This is a genomic window from Paenibacillus sp. MMO-177 (assembly GCF_037147795.1).
In the GTDB taxonomy this organism is placed as follows: Bacteria; Bacillota; Bacilli; order Paenibacillales; family Paenibacillaceae; genus Pristimantibacillus.
The window spans coordinates 48,038-64,987 of the sequence record NZ_JBBCUR010000016.1 but is presented as its reverse complement, the minus strand read 5'-3'; the positions used below and the strand labels follow the sequence as shown (position 1 = coordinate 64,987).

Annotated in this window: 14 protein-coding genes; all 14 read right to left on the bottom strand. The window is 52.3% G+C overall.

The genetic code is table 11. From position 1 onward, the window contains the following. Window positions 1-12: 12 nt before the first annotated feature. Window positions 13-1,578, bottom strand: coding sequence for an anthranilate synthase component I family protein (locus tag WFK81_RS28950; protein WP_336790737.1), 1,566 nt, complete (start codon window positions 1,576-1,578; stop codon window positions 13-15). A 103-nt stretch (window positions 1,579-1,681) separates the two neighbouring features. Then, window positions 1,682-2,620 carry a cysteine synthase A gene (gene cysK, locus WFK81_RS28945; protein WP_336790735.1) on the bottom strand — a complete coding sequence of 313 codons (939 nt, stop codon included), beginning with the start codon at window positions 2,618-2,620 and terminating at the stop codon, window positions 1,682-1,684. Between the two features lie 165 nt (window positions 2,621-2,785). Beyond that, on the bottom strand, window positions 2,786-3,760 hold the full coding sequence (locus WFK81_RS28940; RefSeq protein WP_336790733.1) for a peptidylprolyl isomerase: 975 nt from the start codon (window positions 3,758-3,760) through the stop codon (window positions 2,786-2,788). A 20-nt stretch (window positions 3,761-3,780) separates the two neighbouring features. Further along, window positions 3,781-4,680 (bottom strand): Hsp33 family molecular chaperone HslO, encoded by a 900-nt coding sequence (gene hslO, locus WFK81_RS28935; RefSeq protein ID WP_336790732.1) that lies wholly within the window; start codon window positions 4,678-4,680, stop codon window positions 3,781-3,783. A 2-nt stretch (window positions 4,681-4,682) separates the two neighbouring features. Beyond that, on the bottom strand, window positions 4,683-5,453 hold the full coding sequence (locus WFK81_RS28930; protein WP_336790730.1) for a type III pantothenate kinase: 771 nt from the start codon (window positions 5,451-5,453) through the stop codon (window positions 4,683-4,685). Further along, on the bottom strand, window positions 5,450-6,334 hold the full coding sequence (gene nadC, locus WFK81_RS28925; protein WP_336790728.1) for a carboxylating nicotinate-nucleotide diphosphorylase: 885 nt from the start codon (window positions 6,332-6,334) through the stop codon (window positions 5,450-5,452). Before nadC ends, WFK81_RS28930 begins: the two co-directional genes overlap by 4 nt. After that, the gene (gene nadB / locus WFK81_RS28920; protein WP_336790756.1) at window positions 6,327-7,943 is read right to left on the bottom strand and encodes an L-aspartate oxidase; all 1,617 of its coding nucleotides are present in this window, start codon (window positions 7,941-7,943) and stop codon (window positions 6,327-6,329) included. The genes nadC and nadB overlap by 8 nt, the downstream gene beginning before the upstream one ends. Window positions 7,944-7,989: 46 nt before the next feature. Continuing rightward, complete coding sequence (gene nadA / locus WFK81_RS28915; protein ID WP_336790726.1) at window positions 7,990-8,928, bottom strand: quinolinate synthase NadA; 939 nt, start codon at window positions 8,926-8,928, stop codon at window positions 7,990-7,992. Between the two features lie 249 nt (window positions 8,929-9,177). Then, a complete protein-coding gene (locus tag WFK81_RS28910; RefSeq protein ID WP_336790724.1) occupies window positions 9,178-10,140 on the bottom strand; it encodes an ABC transporter permease in 963 nt (320 codons plus the stop codon). Next, entirely contained in the window at window positions 10,137-11,231 is a 1,095-nt protein-coding gene (locus WFK81_RS28905) for an ABC transporter permease (protein WP_336790723.1), read from the bottom strand. Before WFK81_RS28905 ends, WFK81_RS28910 begins: the two co-directional genes overlap by 4 nt. A 6-nt stretch (window positions 11,232-11,237) precedes the next feature. Then, window positions 11,238-12,782, bottom strand: coding sequence for an ABC transporter ATP-binding protein (locus tag WFK81_RS28900; RefSeq protein ID WP_336790721.1), 1,545 nt, complete (start codon window positions 12,780-12,782; stop codon window positions 11,238-11,240). A gap of 110 nt (window positions 12,783-12,892) precedes the next feature. Next, a complete protein-coding gene (locus WFK81_RS28895; protein WP_336790719.1) occupies window positions 12,893-13,960 on the bottom strand; it encodes a BMP family lipoprotein in 1,068 nt (355 codons plus the stop codon). Window positions 13,961-14,289: 329 nt separating this feature from the next. Next, window positions 14,290-16,302 (bottom strand): ATP-dependent zinc metalloprotease FtsH, encoded by a 2,013-nt coding sequence (gene ftsH / locus WFK81_RS28890; protein WP_336790717.1) that lies wholly within the window; start codon window positions 16,300-16,302, stop codon window positions 14,290-14,292. A gap of 103 nt (window positions 16,303-16,405) precedes the next feature. Then, on the bottom strand, window positions 16,406-16,945 hold the full coding sequence (hpt, locus tag WFK81_RS28885; protein ID WP_336790715.1) for a hypoxanthine phosphoribosyltransferase: 540 nt from the start codon (window positions 16,943-16,945) through the stop codon (window positions 16,406-16,408). Window positions 16,946-16,950: the final 5 nt, after the last annotated feature.

Genomic DNA, 16,950 nt, shown 5'->3' with positions numbered 1-16,950 from the left:
TATCGCTCCGCGCTATGCCCGGCTTGTCCGCTCCGCAAACCGCTCGCTGTACTGAATCGCCTTCCATAGCGCCTTTGCTTTATTCAACGATTCGTAATATTCCCGCTCCGGGTCGGAATCAATAACGATACCCGCTCCGGCTTGAATATTAACGATACCGTCCTTCACCGCCATCGTTCTTATTATTATATTAAATTCCATATCGCCATTATAGTCAATCCATCCGAGCGATCCCGTATAGGCCCCGCGCCGCACGGGCTCAAGCTCCTCGATGATTTCCATGGTCCGGATCTTCGGCGCGCCGGTAATCGTTCCGCCAGGGAATGTAGCGGCGATGACGTCAAAGGCATCCTTCCCTTCCGCGAGGCGTCCTTCCACCTGCGAGACCAGATGCATCACATGGGAATAATATTCGATGACCATAAGCTCTTCCACTTTAACGGTTCCGAATTCCGATATCCGTCCAAGATCGTTACGCTCCAGGTCAACCAGCATAATATGCTCGGCCCGTTCCTTCTCGCTTGTACGGAGCTCCTCCGCCATCTCGCGGTCTTCTTCCTCCGAGCGGCCCCGGCGGCGCGTGCCCGCAATCGGGCGGGTAGCCAGCTTGTCGCCGTTCTGCTCGACGAGAAGCTCCGGAGAGGCGGAGACCAGCTGGAAGTCCGGACAGCGTAGAAAGCCCATATAAGGCGACGGATTAAAAATACGCAGCCATTCGTACAGCTCCTCCGGCGAGGAGCTGACCTTCCGGCTCTGCCGCTGCGACAGGTTCACCTGGAATACGTCGCCCTGGCTGATATACCGCTGGATCCGTCGAACTGCCTCCATAAAGGCTTCCTTCCGGAATGGGGAGGTGATGCCTTCTACCGACTCTACGTCAATGTGAAGGCTGTCGCTTGCCGTGAATTGTCTGCGCTTCTCGCGTACGACAGACGCCTCTCCATCCTGAAGCTGAATATGCTGCTGCCAGAATAAAGCCATCTCCTCCGCTTGTACAACCGCCTCGTCGTACTTCGCTTGCAGCTGGGCTTCGCTTTCTTCGCCGGTAACCGCCGTGTGGACCGCGCAGTACAGCATCTTCTCCTGTTGATCCACAATCCAGATCCGGTTCATTCGCAGGAACAGATAGTCCGGAAGTCCCGTATCATCTGCCGCAAGCTCGGGCAGCCGCTCGATAGAGCGAATCACATCATAGCTCCAAAAGCCTACGCAGCCTCCCGTCCACTTAGGACCGTCCGCAAGTTTAGGGGAACGGTGCGGCTCCATCCAGCGCCGAACAACCTCCAGCGGCTTGCCCTCCCAGCGCTGCCCCGATAGGACTTGTCCCTCCCGGTCCCATTCCGATGAATGGGCATTGTATCCTTTGCCGCGGATAACCCCTTCCGGATGCAGCCCCAAATAGGTATAACGTCCATCCTTGCCGCTTTCCAATACGAATGCATGCGGGGAAGCCGCGCTCCATGCCGACTCCCATGAATCCACCGTAATGGTATGAAGCGAAATGCGCTTCAGCAGCGGCAAGGTGGTGTATTTGCGCTCTGCCTGCCATAAAGCCCACTGCCCTAGTGCGGTGAACATGTCAATTCCCTCCGATCAGGTATGATTTGCTAAGTATACAAAAAGCCTCAACAAACGTCAAAAAGCCCCCGTTCTTAGGAACGGGGGACTTATAGGAGACATATTAGTTCTCGAAGTTGAACAGAGGCGTGGACAGGTAACGTTCGCCGTTCGAAGGAACAACGGCAATGACGCGTTTGCCTTTACCGAGCTCTTTCGCTACTTTCAGAGCAGCAAAGATCGCAGCGCCGGAAGAAATCCCGCACAGGATACCTTCTTCTTTCGCAGCACGGCGTGCATATTCGAAAGCTTCTTCGTTCTCAACGGTAATAACGGCGTCGTAGATCTCACGGTTCAGGATATCCGGCACGAAGTTGGCGCCGATACCTTGGATTTTGTGAGGACCTGGGTTGCCGCCCGACAGGATCGGGGATGCAGCAGGCTCAACCGCGTAAATCTTGATACCTTCGAAGTTCTTCTTCAGTACTTCGCCCGTACCCGAGATCGTACCGCCAGTACCGATACCGGCAACAAAAGCGTCCAGCTTGCCGTCAAGCGAGTTAATCGCTTCTACGATTTCCGGACCTGTTGTTTCGCGGTGTACTTTTACGTTAGCTTGGTTCTTGAACTGTTGCGGGATGAAGTAGGACGGGTTCTCTTTCGCCAGCTCTTCCGCTTTGCGAACGGCGCCGTTCATGCCTTCGGATCCTGGAGTCAGAACAAGCTCAGCACCGTAAGCGCGAAGCAGGTTGCGGCGCTCGATACTCATTGTTTCTGGCATTACGAGGATCGCTTTGTAGCCTTTTGCCGCCGCTACCATAGCAAGACCGATACCCGTGTTGCCGCTTGTAGGTTCAACGATTGTATCGCCAGGCTTCAAGACGCCTTCTTGCTCCGCTACTTCGATCATGCTGATCGCGATACGGTCTTTAACGCTTGCGCCCGGATTCTGGTACTCAAGCTTCACATAGATTTCCGCGCTGTCTTCCGGTACAAGACGGTTCAAACGAACAAGCGGTGTATCACCAATAAGTTCAGTTACGCTGTTAACGATTCTAGCCATGAGAATAATTGCCTCCCTTATTCCGACTAATTCAGTTGGTTTTTCACTACTAACATCTTATCAATCTCTCGTGTCCGTTGTCAATAGTTTCTTTCTTGAATTGACAGGAAAAGGCAGAAGCCGCCCAGTCCGGCGGCTTCCATATCATATAATAGATAAGTGCTCCTAAGGGGTAATCTCCGCGTTGTATTTCTTGAGCAAATCATCCTCGATCTCATTAAGCGGCTTGGCCTTGGACAGTGCCAGCTCCTTGCGGGCGGTATCGTACAGGACATGGCCGGTCAGACCCTCTGTTTTCTGCCGCTCCATCACGCGTATAACCGCATAGCCTTCCGGAACCTTAATGGGTCCGGTTGACTCCCCGGTTTGCAGCCTGCTCGCTTCCTCCAGCATACCGGCATCGTAGAACGGATCGTCCGAATCGATAAGACCCAGGTCGCCGCCCGCATTCGATGTATTGGCATCCTTCGAATACTCGAGCGCAAGCTGCTCGAACGAATCGCCGTCCGAAAGCTTATCGAGCACTTCGTCCGCTTCCTTCTTCGTATCGGTGACAATCCACTGTATATGAAGCCTTAGCCGGTCCGAGAACTGCTCCGAATGAGACGCTATGTAATTCTCGATCTCCGCTTCGGACAGATTAACGGTTAATATGGCAATCTTCTCGAGCAGCAGACGGTACTTTACGTCTTCCTCCACGTCACTCTTCGTCATGCCAAGCTGTTCTTTCATCACTTCATAAAAAACGTCCTCGTTATCATAGCCGTCCATCATAGCGGCAAGCTCCCTTTCCTCTTCCTCGGAGGACAGGCTTAACTGCTGGGCCTCTGCTTCCAAATCAATCGCCTTGTGAACCATCATGGTCCGCAGCACATTATCGCCATACTGCCGCTTAAGCTGCTCTGCCAGCTCCGCAGCCGTAATCGGGAACCCGCCTACCATTGCAGCGATGCCTTCGCTGCGTGCGTGATCAGATTCGCTTGGCGTATCCCCGGCTTGCGCTTTTGTCTCCGAATCGGGATCATGCTTGTCGGAATCGTCCGAGAACGGAGACAGCTTCACAATAACCGCCACGCTTAGTACGATCATACAGATCGCTTGAAGAACAACAACCGCTTTTAATACCCCGTATTTCTTCATTTCCGTGAATGCCCCCGGCGTTATTGCACTAGCTTTGGCTTCGCCTGGTCAAGCAGCTCTTGCAGCTGTTCCCGGTCAAACGTGTAAGCCTCATTGCAATAATGGCAGACTACCTCTGCCTTGCCGTCTTCCTCAATAATCTGCTCCAGCTCCGATGCCCCGAGGCTGATCAGTGTCTGCTCCACCCGATCCCGCGAGCATTTGCATTGGAACTTCAGCTCCAGCGAATCATGGATTTGCAGATCGTCGCCTACCAGCCTGCGGAGGATGCCCTCCGGCGTTTCGCCCTGCTCCATCAGCTGCGTCACATGCGGAATGGAACCGATAGTCTGCTCAAGACGGGTAATCTCCTCATCCGTAAGGCCGGGCAGAAGCTGCAAAATAAAGCCGCCTGCATGAGTAACTCTTCCATCCGGCTCAACAAGCACGCCAAGTCCAACTGCGGAAGGCGTCTGTTCGGATACGGCAAAGTAATAGGTGAAATCCTCGCCCAGCTCGCCCGAAATAATAGGTACGCTGCCGAGGTAAGGATCCTTGAGGCCAAGATCCTTGATAATGTGAAGATAACCGTTCCGGCCAACTCCGCCGGCAACGTCAATCTTCCCGTGCTCGTTGCTTGGCAGCAGAACATCCGGGTTATCGACATATCCGCGCACCTCGCCGTGCGCATTCGCGTCAACCACGATTTGGCCGATTGGACCGTCGCCTTTTACTTTTACCGTCAGCTGCTCCTCGCCCTTCAGCATGGCTCCCATAATTGCGGCTGCGGTTGCCGTGCGCCCGAAGGCTGCGGTTGCTGTCGGCAATGTCTGATGACGCTGCTGAAGCTCGTTTACAAGCTGTGTTGTGCAGGCTGCAAAGACGCGGATTTTACCTCCCCACGCCGTACCCCGGACGAGTACGTCTGGTAACTGCTCCATGGTTATCCCTCCTGATTTCGTTCGTAAATAATGCGCAATCCTTCCAACGTCAGAAGTGGATCGACTTCTTCTATCGTTTCCGATTCCGTGCTAATTAACTCCGCCAGCCCTCCCGTTGCCACAACGCGGGGGCTTACTTGAAACTCTTTTCTAATCCGGTTTACGATACCGTCAACTTGTCCGGCATAGCCGTAGATAATACCGGCTTGCATGGACGTAACGGGATTGCGGCCGATGACGCTCTTTGGCTTAACCAGTTCAATACGCGGCAGCTTGGCCGCACGCTGGTACAAAGCTTCCGTGGAAATGCCAATGCCGGGTACAATCGCTCCGCCCAGGTAGCTCCCCGAGGCATCAATATAGTCAAACGTTGTGGCCGTGCCGAAATCAACAACGATAAGCGGCGCGCCATATTTCACAATACCGGCAACGGAATTCACGATCCGGTCCGCACCAACCTCGCGCGGATTCTCGTAGCGGATATTAAGCCCTGTTTTAATGCCGGGACCAACGACAAGCGGCGTCTTGCGCAAATATTTCATGCAAAGCTGTTCCAAGGCACGCATGAGCGGCGGAACAACCGAGGAGATAATAACGCCTTCGATCTGCTCCATCCGGATCCCCGCATAGTGGAACAGATTATGAATGTTCATGCCGTATTCGTCAACGGTCGCCGAGCGGTTCGTGCTGAGCCGCCAATGATGCAGCAGTTCCTTGCCTTTATAGACGCCCAGAACGATGTTTGTGTTGCCCACATCGATTACTAAAATCACGCCCGCGCGCCTCCTTTTTTCTCATTCAAATCCAGACTGATGTCAAGGGCATTAAACGAATAGGTCAAGCCGCCGACGGAGATGACATCAACGCCGCAGGCTGCTATGCCGCGAACCGTATCCAGACGAACATTGCCCGATGCTTCTACTATAACATGAGGCGAGCGGGACTTGATGAGGCTTACCGCCTCCGTCATAAGAGCCGGCGCCATATTATCCAGCATAATAATATCTGTTCCGCATGCCAATGCTTCTTCTACCTGCTCCAGAGACTCGGCCTCTACCTCGATCTTCATTGTATGTGGAATCGCCGCGCGGGATGCTTCAACAGCTTGGCGGATTCCGCCCGCGCCCTTGATATGATTATCTTTGATCATTACGGCGTCATATAAACCAAAACGGTGATTTGCTCCTCCGCCAACGCGGACCGCGTACTTCTCCAGCATCCGGTGGCCCGGCGTTGTTTTGCGCGTATCCACAAGACGGACGGGCAAGCCTTCCAGCGCCGTAACGAAAGCATTCGTCTTTGTTGCGATGCCGGACAGACGCTGCATCAGGTTAAGCGCCAGACGCTCGCCGGTAAGCAGGCTATGGGTACTGCCTTCCACGGTTGCGATGACCGTACCCTTCTCCACGTAATCGCCGTCTTTCGCTTTTGCTTCGAACCGAAGCGACGGATCCACGATCTCGAAAACGATTTGCGCTACCGGAAGGCCGGCAATAATCCCGCTCTCCTTCACATGGATCACCGCCGTAGACTGCGAGCCAATCGGAATGGTTGTTGCCGTCGTAATATCGCCGCTGCCGATATCTTCAGCAAGCCAGCTGCGGATTTGCTCGCGCAGGGCATGGTTATAAGTGCCGAATGTTGTATCAAACATGAATAATTCGCTCCTCCGTCGTTCCTTGCAGCCGGTGCATCACGGTATGCTTGCGCCATACCTGGTCATTCTTCTCCGGAAAGTCCTCCCGGTAATGCCCGCCGCGGCTTTCTTCCCTCTGAAGCGCGGATTCGGTGGTCAGAATCGCGCAGGTCAGCAGGTTTGCGAACTCGTATTCCTCGCGCTTGGTCAGAACGGATTGGAAGAAGGGCAGCTGCCGCTTCAATTCCTCCAGTCCTCTCTCAAGACCGTGCGCATCGCGACGAAGCCCGGCATACCGTACCATCACCTTCTGCAGCTTCAGCCTTTTCTCGACTACCGCCTGCATAGGCGCACTGCTGCGCGGCTGATTCCTTTCAATAACAGGCTTCGTCTCCAGCTCCGGCAGCTTCATAATGCTGTCTACAATCCGTTTGCCGAACACAATCGCTTCGGACAGCGAATTGCTCGCAAGGCGGTTCGCCCCGTGGACGCCGGTAGAGGATACTTCTCCGCATGCAAACAGTCTTCTTATATTGGTTTCCCCGAACAGATCGGTTTTGACTCCGCCCATCATATAATGGGCAGCCGGCGCAACCGGAATCCAGTCGGTTGTCAAATCCAATCCGTATTGCAGGCAAAATTCATAAATAGTAGGGAAGCGGTGCTTCACCATTTCCGGCGATTCATGCGTGATATCCAAATAGACGAAGGTTGACTTCGTCTCTTCCATCTCGCTTACAATAGCGCGTGCCACGACATCGCGCGGCGCCAGCTCCAGCTGGTGATGATAACGCTCCATAAACCGTTCGCCCCGGATATTGCGCAGAAAAGCGCCTTCTCCGCGAACAGCCTCCGAGATCAAGAAGCGAGGGGCACCCGGATAACATAGCGAGGTCGGATGGAATTGCACAAACTCCATATCCTGAATGAGAGCACCCGCCCGATAAGCCATCGCAATGCCGTCGCCGGTTGCCACATCCGGATTTGTTGTGTACCGGTATAATTGGCCCGTCCCGCCGGAGCACAGAATCGTGGCTTTGCCGCGCACATGCAAGCGTTGTCCGTCCGGCTTCTGTACGATCGCTCCGCAGCATTCGCCGTCCTGCGTGACAAGATCGATCACGAAATGATCGTCCCATACGTCAATGCCCGGGTCGGCCGTTGCCTTCTCCGAAAGGGCACGCACGATTTCATAGCCCGTCGCATCTCCATTCGCATGAAGGATTCGGCGCTGGCTGTGCGCGCCTTCCTTGGTCAGCGCGAATTCACCATTCTCCAAATCGAACTGCGTCCCCATGCTGATCAGATTGTTAACGCCTTCCGGTCCTTCATGAACCAGAACGTTAACGGCGTCCTCGGAGCAGAGGCCAGCCCCTGCAATAAGCGTATCCTCACGGTGGTAAGCCGGGGAATCCTCATCCGAAATTACGGCCGCGATACCGCCCTGCGCGTAACGCGTATTGCTGTCGAGCAGTGATTTTTTCGTAATCATTAAGACAGACTGTTTATTCTCGCTTGCCCGAAGTGCGGTAAAAAGACCGGCGATGCCGGCCCCGATTACAATTACGTCCTTCTCTATTACCGGCAAGTCCTCGAGCGACAGATCAACAAGATATCTTGGTATCATCATCTTCGTAATGCGCCTCCAAGCATAGGAGTAGCGCATGCTCCTCCTATTTAACGAGTAACATGCGCTCCAGGGACTTACGGGCTTCGTCCGCAACATGATCAGGAACGTAAATTTGAGGCTGCATGGTTTCCAGGCATTTCACCAGCTTTTTCAAGTTGTTCACTTTCATGTTCGGGCAAACCAAATATTTGGATGCAAAATGGAATGTCTTGTTCGGGCTGTCCAGACGAAGCTGGTAGCCGGTACCGTCTTCCGTGCCGACGATAAACTCCTGGCAATCCGATTCCTTGCAATATTTAATAATCGCCGTTGTACTGCCGACGAAATCGCCAAGCTCCACAACCTCGGGACGGCATTCCGGATGCACAACGAATTGAGCATTCGGATATTTCGCTTTCATTTCTTCAACGTCTTTCACGGTGAGCATATCATGGGTGTTGCAGTAGCCTTCCCAGATAATCATTTTCTTGTCGGTGTTCTGCTGCACGTAATGGCCAAGGTTCTTGTCCGGTACCCAGATCACTTCATCGCTTTCAACCGAGTTCACCACTTTAACGGCGTTGGCCGAGGTACAGCAAATATCCGTCTCCGCCTTGATCTCTGCGGAAGAGTTAATATACGTAACGACGGTCGCGTTCGGATGCTGCGCCTTCAGCTTGCGCAGTCCGTCCACGTTAACCATGTCGGCCATCGGGCAGCCGGCACGTTCGTCGGGAATAATTACGGTTTTATTAGGAGCCAGAATTTTCGCGCTTTCTCCCATAAAATGAACGCCGCAAAAAACAATAACGTCCGCGTCGGTTTGTGCAGCCTTTTGCGCAAGCAGGAACGAGTCCCCGCGGAAATCGGCCACCTCTTGAATTTCATCTCGTTGATAATAATGGGCAAGAATGATGGCATTGCGTTCCTTCTTCAATTGCATGAGCCTTTCACGCAGTTCTCGATTCTGTTCCGCCTTGCGTTCCAGCGCCAGTGCTTCCACAGTTGATCCTCTCCTCTTATGAGGGATGGGCGATAAGGCCCATTCCGATTATGGCTATCCAGACTTTGTGAATTGATGCACAAACTATTTCAAAGTCAATGGCCGATTTGTGATTCTTTTGTTAAGGTTTAATTTACTCCAGGCGCAGGATGCTGTCAATGTATTTAGGCAATAAAAAACCTCTTCTCCGCAGCAAATTTTGCATAAGGCGGAGAAGAGGGCATAAACAGCTGCTGCAAGTGGATTCCGCTACCTTTTCGCCGGGTCGTACGGCTCGCCAAGGGCGCCTGGCGCCGCCGAGCGTCCCACCGCGCCCGCAAGCACAAGAAGCGTCAGCAGGTATGGCAGCATATAGAAAAATTCATTCGGAATATGATGCGACCATTCGAACAGCTGGGCCCAGTTGCGGAGCGCCTGCGCCATCCCGAAGAAGATCGCGGCGCCGGCAACGCCAAGCGGATTCCATTTGCCGAAGATCACGGCAGCAATCGCGATAAAGCCCTGCCCGGAAATCGTGTTATGGGCAAAGTTGCTTGTTGTTGTCAGAGCAATCGTTGCTCCGCCAAGACCGGCCAAAGCGCCGCTTAGCATAACGCCGATATAACGGTACTTCGTTACGCTGATGCCAACCGTATCGGCCGAGCTTGGATGCTCGCCCACCGCACGGAGACGGAGGCCAAAGGTTGTGCGGTACAAAACGATATAGCTGAGAATAACTACCCCGATCACAATATAAGTGGTTGGGTAAGCGGTGAAAATACCTTTGCCGAGCAAAGGAATATCCGATAGTCCCGGAATCGCAACCGGATTAAATACATATTCCAGCGTTGTTGTTTGTCCGGAGCCTTCATACAGGCTTTTCGTCAGATAAATGGCAAGGCCCGCTGCCAGGATATTAATAACGACGCCTACAATGGTCTGGTCGGCTTTAAACGTTATCGTGGCAACCGCATGCAGCAAAGACACCACAAGTCCAAGAACCAGACCGGCAAGCAGTCCAATCCATGGAGCGCCATGCTTCATACCGCCCTGAATGGCTTGATCGGTAAATACGGCAGCCCCGAAAGCGCCTGCGATCATAAGTCCCTCAAGACCGATGTTCACAACACCCGACCGCTCCGAGAACACGCCGCCTAGTCCGGTGAAGATCAAAGCGGTGGAGAAGACAAGCGTTATGCTTATTAATTGTCCGATTGTATCTAGTGCGTTCACAGGGCACTGCCTCCTTCCGATTTGCCTTTATTCGAGCGGCGAGCCATAAACGGCTTCAGGAAGAACTTCACGAGACCATGCGAAGCGACAAAGAAGATAATGGATCCGATAACGATCCTTACAATCTCGGGAGGCACATTCGCTCCGAAGCTCATGCCGGCCGAGCCGTAGCTCAATCCGCCAAACAGCACGGCGCCAAGGAACACGCCGATTGGCGTATTGCCGCCAAGCAGGGCAACGGCGATGCCGTCAAAGCCATAACCCCATGATGCGGCCATAACCGTCTGGTAACCAAAGACGCCGAGAATCTCGAATACGCCGCCAAGTCCGGCAAACACACCGCTAATAAACATCGAAGTAATGATCGTGCGGTTAACGTTCATCCCCGCATACAGAGCTGCATTCGGATTAAGGCCAACCGCGCGAAGCTCATAGCCTTTTTTCGTACGCCACAAGATGACATAAAACACAATCAAGCCGATGATCGCAAACAGCGTTCCCCAATGCATACGGGCATTGCCCATGCTTTCGGACAGCCACTTGATCGATACAAGCGCCGATTCATGAACCGGCTTCGATTTCTGCTGGCCTTCCATGACGAGATACGTACCTACGATATAGTTGGACAGGAAGAGGGCAATCCAGTTCAGCATAATGGAGGAGATAACCTCGTTTACGCCTCGCGCTGCCTTCAAGTAACCGGCGAGCGCCGCCCACAACCCGCCAAACAACCCGCCTACGATAATCGCAAGCGGCGCATGGATATACCATGGCAGATCCAGCGTTACCCCGATAATCGTTGCGCCCGTCATCCCCATCAGAAACTGACCGTCGGCACCGATGTTGAAGAGGCCCGTACGGAAAGCGAAGGCTACCGAAATACCGGTAAAGATAAGCGGCGTAATCGCGCGAATCGCTTCACCGATATCGTAAGGACTGCCGAACAGCTTCTTCACCAAAGCGGTATAAGCCATCCAAGGATCATAACCGCCCGCAAGCATCGCAAGCGCACCGCAGATGAGACCAAGGATGATCGCCACAAGCGGCACGAGGAAGGAAGACTTGTCGAATATTTTTCTCATCGTGTTCATTTCGCTCTACTTCCTCCCTTCTGCTGTAGCGGCAGCGGATGCATCGCCCGCCATCATGAGGCCAAGCTGCTGATCATCGCGATGATCGGCATCCACTTCGCCCATTAAACGTCCTTCGTACATAACCGCAATCCGGTCGGACAAGGAATAAAGCTCATCCAGCTCAAAAGAAACGAGAAGAATCGCTTTGCCTTGATTGCGCGCTTCGACCAGACGCTTATGCACGTATTCAATTGCGCCGATATCAAGGCCGCGTGTCGGCTGAACCGCAATAAGCAGGTCCGGGTTTTTCCAGAGCTCGCGGGCGATAATCGCCTTTTGTTGGTTGCCGCCGGAAAGCGATCGCGCTTTCGCATGGATACCGGAGCCGCGGACATCAAACTCGTTGACCAGCTTATCGGCCAGCATGTCCATTGCCTTAAAGTCGATAAAGCCATTCTTGCCGAATTGAGGATCGAAATAGCTGCCGAGAATCATGTTCTCGCTCAAGGTAAAGTCAAGGACGAGTCCATGCTTATGCCGGTCCTCCGGAATATGACTCACACCGGCTAGCGACACTTCGCGCGGCGTTCGGTTCGTTATATCCTTGCCGTTCAGGGTTACGCTTCCATCATTCACGCCGCGCATCCCCGTAATCGCGTAAATAAGCTCGCTTTGGCCATTGCCGTCAACCCCCGCGATACCGAGAATCTCGCCAGCCCGAACCTCAAAGCTTATACCATTGAGAGCCTGCTTGCCTTGATCGCCTTTCATACGCAGCGAATCAACGGACAGCACAATATCGCCAGGCTCCTGTTTCGATTTCTCGACTTCGAAGGTGACGTCTCTTCCGACCATCAACTCGGCCAAATGCCGTTCGTTTGTTTCCGAGGTTGGAAGGGTACGAATAACCTTGCCTCTTCGGATAACGGTTACCGTATCAGCCAACGCCATAACTTCCTTCAGCTTATGGGTAATCAGAATAATCGACTTGCCCTCTGCGGACAGGTTGCGCAAAATTTCAATCAGCTCTTCGATTTCCTGAACCGTAAGTACGGCCGTTGGCTCATCGAAGATGAGAATATCGGCACCGCGGTACAGGGTCTTCAGAATCTCTACCCGCTGCTGCATGCCGACTGTAATATCTTGAATCCGCATCTGCGGATCTACTTTCAATCCGTAACGTTCGGAGAGCTCCCGAACTCTCTGATTTGCTTGTCTATATTTCAGAAATCCAAATTTCGACGGCTCGTTGCCGAGCACGATATTTTCCGCAACCGTAAACGGCTGCACAAGCTTGAAATGCTGATGGACCATGCCGATCCCAAGTTCAATTGCTTTACCCGCACCGTCAATGACGGTCTTGTTGCCGTTAACCCAAATCTCGCCTTCTTCCGGCTGATACAAGCCGAACAGAATATTCATCAGCGTCGATTTGCCCGCCCCGTTCTCGCCGAGCAGGGCATGAATCTCGCCTTTTTTCAGTTCAAAATTGATGTTGTCATTGGCCACTAACCCTGGAAAACGTTTTGTTATTCCTTTTAGTTCAACAGCCGTTGTGCTCCGGTCCATTCTTCCATCATCCCCCCGGGGTTTCTACCTGTATGGCAAAAAAGGACAAGACCGGCTTCCTGCCGGCCTTGCCTTGACACAGCGACATCAAATTATTTTCGCAAGGAAAATTATTTGACTGGTACTGTAATCTCGCCGCTGATGATTTTTTGTTTGAATTCATCCACTTTCGCAAGAACGTCAGCCGGAACGTTTTTCGTCGAAGTCTCAGGCAAACCTACGCCGTTGTCTTTCAGACCAAGCGTAACCACTTTACCGCCTTGCCATGTACCGTTAATCAGATCCGTTGAAACTTTATATACAGCCGCTTCCACACCCTTCATCATCGAAGTCAGTGTAATTGCGTCGCCGAATTCAAGCGATTGGTCTTTGTCTACGCCGATAACCCATACGTCTTTGCCAGCGTCTTTACGGGATTTTGCTTCGTTGAAGACGCCATTGCCGGATGCGCCGGATGCGTGGAAGATGATGTCAACGCCAGCGTCATACATCGTTGCAGCCGCTTGCTTGCCAAGGTCAGGCTTGGAGAAGTCGCCTACATAGTTAATTTTCATATTTTTCGCAGCTTCAGGATTAACCGCTTCTACGCCCGCTTTAAAGCCGGCTTCGAACTTTTTGATAACCGGAATTTCCATGCCGCCTACAAAACCGATTTTGTTCGTTTTTGTCATCAGACCGGCAACAACACCAACGAGGAACGAGCCTTCATTCTCCGCGAAAGATACGGATTCAACGTTAGGCAGGTCCACTTCGGCATCGATAAGCGCGAATTTGGAGTTTGGATTTTCTGTCGCTACTTTGGTCATCGCATCCGTAAACAGGAAGCCGATACCCCAAGTCAGATCATATTTCTCCGATACGAAAGCCTTTAGGTTCGGCTCCATGTCGGCATCGCCTTTAGATTCAAGATATTTCGTTTCAGCGCCGGTATCAGCCGTTACTTTTTTCAGAGCTTCCCAAGCGCTTTGGTTAAAGGATTTGTCGTTAACGCCGCCAACGTCAGTCGCCATACCGATCTTCAGTTTGGAGGCTGCTCCAGAAGTTCCCGGGGATGCGGCACCTTCGTTGCTGCCTTTGTTAGAGTTATTGGTGTTGTCATGACTCTTGCTTCCGCATGCGGACAAGACAAATGTCAACGCCAGGATGATCATTAGCATTAAACCAACTTGTTTCTTCATACCTGTTCTCTCCCCTGCTTTTATTTGTGTTTAGGGCAATTGCACTATCTTTATTATTCTTGATGTCCAGCGCCACTATTCTCCTTAATTATAATTACAATCTAACAGCCGTCAATCACATTATGTCAACTAATTTGACACAGAAATTTTGTTCACCTTACACCGCATTAATAATTTTACATTTGTGCGAGTAAAATTTGGAATTTTCCGACAAATATCTTACATCAACCGGATATGCCACTTCGTTAATACCCCTAAAGCCCAAACGCCAAACAAAAACAGCTGCCCTTCGTTTGCTATGAGGCAAACTTCGGACAGCTGTTTTCTTATTAAGATCCCTTGTTTGGATCTTCGTCATCTGGTTTTTGTTCGTCCAGTTCAGGAGGTGTAATCTCACCTGCATCGCGGGTTTGAATACGAACCTTCACACCGCCGATCGTATCCACGATTGGCTCGGAAGAGGACTCCGCCGCACCGCTGCCTTCACCTGCAGGCTCGGTTCCGCCTGCAAGATCACCGGATTCGATCAAATTCTTGATTTGCTCAAGCTCGAGCGTTTCTTCTTTAAGAAGCGTTTGAGCGATCAGATGCACTTCTCTGCTCTTCTCCGTTAACAACTGCTTCGCGCGAGCGTAGCAATCATTGATGAAGAATTGCATTTCCTGATCAATCTCGTAAGCGATCTTATCGGAGTAGTTCTGCTCATGCCCAAGATCACGGCCCAGGAATACTTGGCCTTGCGATTGGCCGAACTGCATCGGACCAAGCTTGTCGCTCATACCGTATTCCATAATCATGCTGCGGACGATACCGGTCGCTTGCTTGAAGTCGCTGTACGCGCCAGTGCCAATCTCGCCGATAAACAACTCCTCCGCAACGCGTCCGCCAAGCAGACCCGTTACTTTATCAAGCAGCTCTTGCTTCGTTACGAGCATACGGTCTTCCTTCGGAAGCATAATGACGTAACCGCCGGCACGGCCGCGAGGGATAATCGTAACTTTGTGTACCATGTCCGCATGCTCCAGGAAGTAGCCGACAATGGTATGACCAGCTTCGTGGTAAGCGACAATCCGTTTCTCGCGGTCGCTGATGACACGGCTTTTCTTCTCCGTACCAACGATTACGCGGTCAATCGCCTCGTCAACCTCTTGCATGGCAATGTCTTTCTTGTTGCGGCGGGCTGCAAGGAGCGCTGCTTCGTTCAGCAGGTTCTCGAGATCCGCGCCGGTAAAGCCCGTCGTACGTTTCGCAATGACGTCTAGCTTCACGTCTTTTGCCAGCGGCTTGTTGCGCGCATGGACTTTCAGTACCGCTTCGCGTCCTTTTACGTCTGGACGGTCAACCGTGATTTGACGGTCGAAGCGTCCCGGACGAAGAAGCGCCGGGTCAAGAATATCCGGACGGTTGGTCGCAGCGACGATAATAATGCCCTCGTTGGCACCAAAGCCGTCCATCTCAACGAGCAATTGGTTGAGCGTTTGCTCGCGTTCGTCATGTCCGCCGCCAAGTCCGGCGCCGCGCTGACGGCCAACCGCATCGATCTCGTCGATAAAGATGATACAAGGTGCGTTTTTCTTCGCATTCTCGAACAAGTCGCGGACACGGGATGCGCCGACACCGACGAACATTTCCACGAAATCCGAACCGGAGATGCTGAAGAACGGCACGCCTGCCTCGCCGGCTACCGCGCGGGCAAGGAGCGTTTTACCGGTACCCGGAGGACCCACAAGCAATACGCCCTTCGGAATACGCGCGCCCACGACGTTGAATTTGCGAGGGTCCTTCAAGAAGTCGACGACTTCGACAAGCTCCTGCTTCTCTTCGTCGGCACCTGCGACGTCCTCAAATGTAATGCGCTTCTTCTCTTCGTTGTACAGCCTTGCGCGGCTCTTGCCAAAGTTCATCACTTTGCCTCCGCCGCCCTGAGCTTGATTCATCAGGAAGAAGAACAAAATAAATATGATCACAAACGGAATTATGGAAGTAAGGAACGTAAGCCAGATGCTGGGTGTATCCATTGGCTTGTAGTTCAGCTTAAATCCGTATTGCTTCTCTGCATCAAGAATATCCTGCCCCGCTTCTAGACCGATACGCGAGGAGAAGTTCTTTTCTCCGTTTTTGGAGTCCGCAGGCGGTTCTTTATATTTACCTGAAACCAAATAAGTATAACCATCGTACTTCACGGTCAGCTCTTCCACGTTATTGGAACTGATCGCTTGGCGAAGCTGATCGTAACGAATTCCGACGGTAGTATTATTTTGGCTGCTGATAAACTGAATAATCCCAACCGTTACTAAAAAGATGATCAAATAAAATCCAGTATTACGGATGATCCGATTCATCCCCTACCTCCTCTCAAGACGCTTTTAATATTTTAACATAGCATGACTTTCCATCTCAATAGAACCAAGAGTAAGGGGAGACATGCCGGTTTAACCGCAAATTCTATTTCTCGTAAACTTCCGGCTTCAGAATGCCGATGAACGGAAGGTTGCGGTATTTCTCTGCGTAATCGAGGCCGTAGCCGACAACAAACTCATCCGGCAGCGAGAACCCGGTGTAGTCTGCCTCCAGATCAACCGAACGGCGCGCAGGCTTGTCGAACAGCGTGGCAACCGTTACCGACTTGGCATTGCGGCGTTCCAGCACATCGATCAGGTAGCTGAGCGTCAGACCGCTGTCAATAATATCTTCGACGATCAGGACGTCACGCCCTTCTACGGAAGCATCAAGATCTTTAATAATCTTTACGACGCCCGACGATTTGGTCGAAGCCCCGTAGCTTGATACCGCCATAAAGTCGAGCTCAAGTTTAATCGGCATCTCTTTGACCAGGTCGGACATGAAAATAAACGCGCCTTTGAGGACGCAAATAACGAGCGGATTACGCCCGTCGAAATCGCGGCTTAACGTTTCCCCAAGCTCCTTCACCTTCGCCTTGATTTGTCCTTCGTCATAGAGTACCTCTTTAATATCGTTCAACAAAATGT

Excerpts from the sequence above, each read along its gene's own strand:
- WFK81_RS28895 (WP_336790719.1), bottom strand. The coding sequence starts at position 13,960 with ATGAAGAAACAAGTTGGTTTAATGCTAATGATCATCCTGGCGTTGACA.
- nadB (WP_336790756.1), bottom strand. The coding sequence starts at position 7,943 with ATGATACCAAGATATCTTGTTGATCTGTCGCTCGAGGACTTGCCGGTA.
- WFK81_RS28940 (WP_336790733.1), bottom strand. The coding sequence starts at position 3,760 with ATGAAGAAATACGGGGTATTAAAAGCGGTTGTTGTTCTTCAAGCGATC.
- cysK (WP_336790735.1), bottom strand. The coding sequence starts at position 2,620 with ATGGCTAGAATCGTTAACAGCGTAACTGAACTTATTGGTGATACACCG.
- WFK81_RS28905 (WP_336790723.1), bottom strand. The coding sequence starts at position 11,231 with ATGAACACGATGAGAAAAATATTCGACAAGTCTTCCTTCCTCGTGCCG.
- ftsH (WP_336790717.1), bottom strand. The coding sequence starts at position 16,302 with ATGAATCGGATCATCCGTAATACTGGATTTTATTTGATCATCTTTTTA.
- WFK81_RS28900 (WP_336790721.1), bottom strand. The coding sequence starts at position 12,782 with ATGGACCGGAGCACAACGGCTGTTGAACTAAAAGGAATAACAAAACGT.
- hslO (WP_336790732.1), bottom strand. The coding sequence starts at position 4,680 with ATGGAGCAGTTACCAGACGTACTCGTCCGGGGTACGGCGTGGGGAGGT.
- nadC (WP_336790728.1), bottom strand. The coding sequence starts at position 6,334 with ATGTTTGATACAACATTCGGCACTTATAACCATGCCCTGCGCGAGCAA.
- WFK81_RS28950 (WP_336790737.1), bottom strand. The coding sequence starts at position 1,578 with ATGTTCACCGCACTAGGGCAGTGGGCTTTATGGCAGGCAGAGCGCAAA.